This is a genomic window from Clostridium sp., from assembly GCF_016650095.1.
GTDB lineage: Bacteria > Bacillota > Clostridia > Clostridiales > Clostridiaceae > Clostridium_AD.
Window position 1 is genome coordinate 1 of sequence record NZ_JAENWL010000267.1, and the last position, 5,375, is coordinate 5,375.

7 protein-coding genes are annotated in these 5,375 nt (G+C 32.7%); all 7 read left to right on the forward strand.

Going from position 1 to position 5,375, the window contains the following annotated elements; genetic code table 11:
• Positions 1 to 57: 57 nt before the first annotated feature.
• The 7 genes from JJE11_RS14060 to spoVAE all read left to right on the forward strand — a co-directional run bounded on the left by JJE11_RS14060 (position 58) and on the right by spoVAE (position 5,360).
• On the forward strand, positions 58 to 1,431 hold the full coding sequence (locus tag JJE11_RS14060; protein WP_291636698.1) for a hypothetical protein: 1,374 nt from the start codon (positions 58 to 60) through the stop codon (positions 1,429 to 1,431).
• 356 nt (positions 1,432 to 1,787) lie between these two features.
• Entirely contained in the window at positions 1,788 to 2,123 is a 336-nt protein-coding gene (gene spoIIAA, locus JJE11_RS14065) for an anti-sigma F factor antagonist (protein WP_291636700.1), read from the forward strand.
• A 13-nt stretch (positions 2,124 to 2,136) separates the two neighbouring features.
• A complete protein-coding gene (gene spoIIAB, locus JJE11_RS14070) occupies positions 2,137 to 2,565 on the forward strand; it encodes an anti-sigma F factor (protein WP_291636702.1) in 429 nt (142 codons plus the stop codon).
• 10 nt (positions 2,566 to 2,575) lie between these two features.
• Positions 2,576 to 3,328: an RNA polymerase sporulation sigma factor SigF gene (gene sigF, locus JJE11_RS14075; RefSeq protein WP_291636704.1), complete on the forward strand. Its 753-nt coding sequence runs from the start codon at positions 2,576 to 2,578 to the stop codon at positions 3,326 to 3,328.
• Between the two features lie 197 nt (positions 3,329 to 3,525).
• Positions 3,526 to 3,978: a stage V sporulation protein AC gene (gene spoVAC, locus JJE11_RS14080; protein WP_291636706.1), complete on the forward strand. Its 453-nt coding sequence runs from the start codon at positions 3,526 to 3,528 to the stop codon at positions 3,976 to 3,978.
• Between the two features lie 6 nt (positions 3,979 to 3,984).
• A complete protein-coding gene (gene spoVAD, locus JJE11_RS14085; protein WP_291636708.1) occupies positions 3,985 to 5,004 on the forward strand; it encodes a stage V sporulation protein AD in 1,020 nt (339 codons plus the stop codon).
• Positions 5,001 to 5,360: a stage V sporulation protein AE gene (gene spoVAE / locus JJE11_RS14090; RefSeq protein ID WP_291636710.1), complete on the forward strand. Its 360-nt coding sequence runs from the start codon at positions 5,001 to 5,003 to the stop codon at positions 5,358 to 5,360. Before spoVAD ends, spoVAE begins: the two co-directional genes overlap by 4 nt.
• Positions 5,361 to 5,375 lie beyond the last annotated feature (15 nt).

A 5,375-nucleotide genomic window follows, 5' to 3' on the forward strand; every position in this document is an offset into this window, starting at 1 on the left:
TAAATAATTTTTAATTATAAATAATTTTTAATTATAAATAATATCGGGGGTTAAATAATGTCTATTAAAAGAGAATTTGGAAAAGAACAACCTTATATACCAGCAGGTCCATTTAAAATACGTATTCCATTTGTACATTATAAGTTTCAATGGCCGGATTATATTCAAGGTTTATTAATGTGTGCAGTTTGTCTTGGGGCTATTCCAATACTTCAGGAATTTTTAGGAATGCCTTTTGAAGTAGCTATGGCAATTGTTTTGTTAAATGGCATACTTTATTGTGCCCATGTGTTTTTAGGGGATCCAGTTGTGCCTGGGTGGGTTACACCGGCAATTCCACTTCTTATTCTTTATGTAAGTGATTTCCCAATGGGACCAGAAAGAATGCAAGCATTAATAGCGTTTGAATTGAGTTTAGGAGCTCTTGCTTTTTTCTTAGGTATTACAGGACTTGGTAAGAAGATAGTTCACATCGTTCCTAATGCAATGCAGTCCGGCATTATAATTGGAGCTGGTATTGCAGCTGTAAATATAATATTTGTAAAAGGTGCTCGTTTTGATCAATTCCCAATTTCTATTGTTGTATGCGTAGGATTAGGATTTTACCTTTTATTTTCAAATCATTTTAAGAGTATTTGTAATAAAAATAGATTTTTAAGAACTATATCTAATTTAGGTATACTACCTGTTATAGCACTTGCAATAATATTTGCACCTTTAGTAGGGGAAACAGCTTGGCCTAATGTTGAATGGGGTATAACAAAACCAGCTTTTGGAGTTTTATGGTCACATTGGACACTTTTTTCTAAAGATATAGGATTCCCGCCACTTAAAATGTTTATAAGTGCGCTACCAATGGTTATAAGTGCGTATATAGTATTATTTGGTGATATGATACAATCTCAAGCGCTAATAGAAGACTGTAAAAAAGATCGTCCAGATGAGATTGTAGATTATAATCCAAATAGATCTCACATGATATTTGGTCTTCGTAACATGCTAATGTCTGTTATAGGACCAGATATTACAATGGCGGGCCCACTATGGGCTGCAATGCAAGTTGTTATTTGTGAAAGATATAAGCATGGAAAAGAATCTATGGAGTCAATATTTGGTGGAGCTGGTTCATTTAGATTTGGTACCCTTACTGGATATCTACTTCTACCAATAGTTTCTTTATGTAAACCTATTTTAGGGATTGCGCTAGCATCAACAATGTTAATTCAAGGTTATGTTTCTATAAGAGTCGGAGTTATGAAGGCTCGTACAGTTAATGATCTAGGTATCGCAGGGATAATGGCTGCAGTAGTTGCTACAAGAGGTGCAGCTTGGGGACTTGCAGCAGGTATTGTACTTTGCTTAATTGTTCAATTAGGAAATAAGCCGAAATTAGATGTAATGCTTTTTGATAATGAAAAATTTGATGCGTAGGTACCACAATGAATTTTTGCTAAAATGAAAAGAAGCAGGGTGATTTTATATTTAATCATCTTGCTTCTTTTCATTTCTATTATTTATTTTTTCACTAGAACTTTTACGATTTTAGGTAATAGAAAAACCATATAACAATTATTTCAATATAAGTGCAATAGTTTATAGCATTAAAGCTAGTTAGTTAGGACATGTTGGTTTAAAAAGCATAAAATTGGTTATAATATAAAAAAATGAATAAATATTACAAAAAAAAGAAGGAAAATTATGTAACTAGTAGAATATAGTAGAAAGGTAGATTAGATTAACTGTACTAAAAAATTATTTTAATTCCAAATGATTCGGAGGGGAAGAAAATGCATTTAAATTTTGAAAATATTGAAGATAACTTAGTAGTTTATATGTCTGGAGAACTAGATCATCATAGTGCTGAGGAAGTAAGGAATATCATCGATGATCGTTTAGACAGAGATAGGTACAACAAATTAATTATGGATTTCTCGGAAGTGTCTTTCATGGACAGTTCTGGTATTGGAGTGGTTATAGGAAGATATAGAAAGTTACATATGAAAAATGGGAAAGTATGTGTAACTAATATTAAATCTTCAGTAAAAAGAGTGTTCGATTTGTCAGGAATGTTTAAGATTATCATGGCATATGATGACGTTGAACAAGCTGTAAACAATATTTAGTGGGGGGATTAGAATGTGTTACAATAAAGTTAAAATTGAATTTTTAAGTAAATCGCAGAATGAAGGTTTTGCAAGAGTAGCAGTAGCAGCATTTGCTTCACAATTAGATCCTACAATTGAAGAAATTACCGATGTTAAAACAGCAGTATCAGAAGCGGTTACCAATGCAATTATTCATGGATATGATAACGAAGAGGAAATGATTACAATAGAAGCGATTATTAATGGAACTGAACTAACTGTAATAATCGAAGATGTAGGAAAAGGAATTGACAATCTAGAACTCGCAATGCAACCATTATATACTTCCCGCGCAGACTTAGAGAGGTCAGGAATGGGTTTTACTGTAATGGAAACTTTTATGGATAGTTTGGAAGTAAATTCTGAAAAAGGTAAGGGAACAAGTATAATAATGAAAAAAATATTTAATCCTTTAAGTTAGGTGGAATATTATGGACGAGAATATAGTTAGGAAAAACAAATATAATTATGATGATAATATGAAACTCATTCAAATGGCTAAACGTGGTGAGCCAGGTGCACTCGATACACTAGTAGAGATGAACTTACCATTAGTTGCCTCAATAAGTAAAAAATTTCTTAATAGAGGGTATGAGTATGATGATATCTTCCAAATTGGCTGTATTGGCCTAGTAAAAGCAATTAATAATTTTGATACTAAGTATAATGTAAAATTTTCAACGTATGCAGTGCCTATGATAATGGGTGAAATCAAGAGGTTCCTTAGGGATGATGGAATTATAAAAGTAAGTAGAAGTGTTAAAAACACTGCACGAAAATTACATTATGATAAAGATACTTTAACTAAAGAGCTGGGTCGCGACCCTACAATTGACGAACTATCTGTTTTTTGTAATATAGAAAAAGAAGATATAGTCTATGCACTAGAATCCGCTAGCAATATCCAGTATTTATTTGATACAATACACCAAGATGATGGTGCACCAGTACTACTAATAGATAAATTAAGTGAAAAATATGAAGAAGATAATGAGGTTTTGGATAAAATTGCCCTCAAAGAAGCACTTAGAAAACTCGATGCGAAATCAAGGCAAATAATTATGCTCAGATATTTTAAAGATAATACACAAATTCAGGTTGCAAAAATGATGGGAATAAGTCAGGTTCAGGTATCAAGAATTGAAAAGAAAGTTTTAAAAATTATGAAAGAAAAATTGAGTTAGCAATTGTGACTGTATAAGATGAACTATAGATTAGCAACTTCAATGTTTATTTTGAAGTTGTTTATTTATAAATTCATCTTATTTTTTTGACTAAAAATTATATTATTGCAAACACTAATCAAAAGAAACGGTATATTTTATCTGAAGGAAAAAGTTCATTTCGTATCTATTTTTAAAAGACACAAGGAGGACATTTCATGAAAGTGGAAGAAAAAACTATAAGAAAAAAATTTGATAACCTCAATTCAAATAAAATACCTAAGCCTAATTTATTAATACATTGCTTTAATGCCTTTTGGGTTGGAGGATTAATATGCGTAATTGGACAGTTTATCAGTGACTTTTTCTCTAGAATTGGTATTCCGAGTGATGAGATAGGGACCTATGTATCCATAGTTATGGTGTTTCTAGGCGCTATGCTTACTGGAATAGGTGTATATGATAAGCTAGGTGATTTTGCAGGAGCAGGTTCTGTTGTGCCAATTACTGGATTTGCCAATTCAATTGTTTCACCAGCAATGGAATTTAAAAAAGAGGGTTTTGTTTTTGGTGTAGCAGCTAAAATGTTTACTATTGCAGGCCCTGTTTTAGTGTATGGGATTAGTTCATCTGTAATTGTTGGAATTTTATATTATTTTATAAGGTGGTGATTTTAAATGGGTAGAAGAATTGGACTTCAAACAGTAGAAATTGAAAGCAAACCTAGAATAATTAGCACCTACAATATAGTTGGTCCGAAAGAAGGTAAGGGTCCATTAAAAGAGTACTTTGATAAAATTATAGAAGATGACCTTAATGGAACCGATAGCTTTGAAAAAGCTGAAACAAGTCTTTTATATACTGCTATATCAGAGAGTATAAAAAAAGCAAAATTAAAAGAAGTTGATATAAATTATCTACTATCAGGCGATTTATTAAATCAGCTATTTTCTTCAAGTTTTGCAGCTAGAGATTTAAATATACCTTTTTTAGGTCTTTATGGAGCTTGTTCAACTATGGCAGAGTCTTTAAGCGTGGGAGCAATGATAATGGAAGGAGGGCTTGCTAATTATATTGTAGCAGCTACTTCATCACATTTTTCCGCAGCTGAGAGACAGTTCAGATTACCACTGGAAATGGGAAGTCAGAGAGCTGCAACCGCACAATGGACCGTTACAGGTTCAGGAGCAATGGTTTTAGGTAAAAAAGGTAATTTCCCATATGTTACACATGTTACAACTGGGAAAGTTAAAGACTATGGAATAACTGATGTAAATAATATGGGTGTTGCCATGGCTCCCGCAGCTGTAGACACTATTAAACAACATTTTATGGACACTGGTAGAAAGCCTTCTGATTATGATATTATTGCCACGGGAGACCTAGGAATTTTAGGAAGGCAATTTACAGAAGAAATGCTATTAGAATATAAATATGATATGAAGGGCAAATATATTGACTGTGGTGAGGAGATTTTCGATTCTATAAAACAAGAAACTAATTCAGGTGGTAGTGGATGTGGATGCTCTGCAGTGGTTGCAACAGGGTATTTATATAAAAATATGCTTAAGGGGAAATTTAAAAGAATACTACTAGTATCCACAGGAGCCCTTTTAAGTCCAACTTCATCCTTACAAGGCGAATCAATACCTGGAATCGCACATGCTGTTTCCATAGAGTTTGAGGTGAAAAAATGAATAATTATATTATGGCTTTTATAGTAGGTGGCACAATTTGTGTAATAGGCCAAATACTTATGGATACTACTAAATTAACCCCAGCACGAATATTAGTAGTATTTGTAACTAGTGGTGTAATACTAGGGGGATTAAATATATACGATTTTGTGATAAAATATGGGAAAGCAGGAGGAAGTATACCACTGCCAGGTTTTGGGTATAGTTTAGCTAAAAGCGTAATGAAGGAAGTAGATGAAGTTGGTCTTATAGGAGCATTTACGGGCGGTATAAAGGGTACTGCAGGTGGAATCACTGCTGCAATTTTCTTTGGGTATATTATGGCTTTAATATTTAATCCTAAAAGTAAAGGGTAAAAAAACTACTATCAA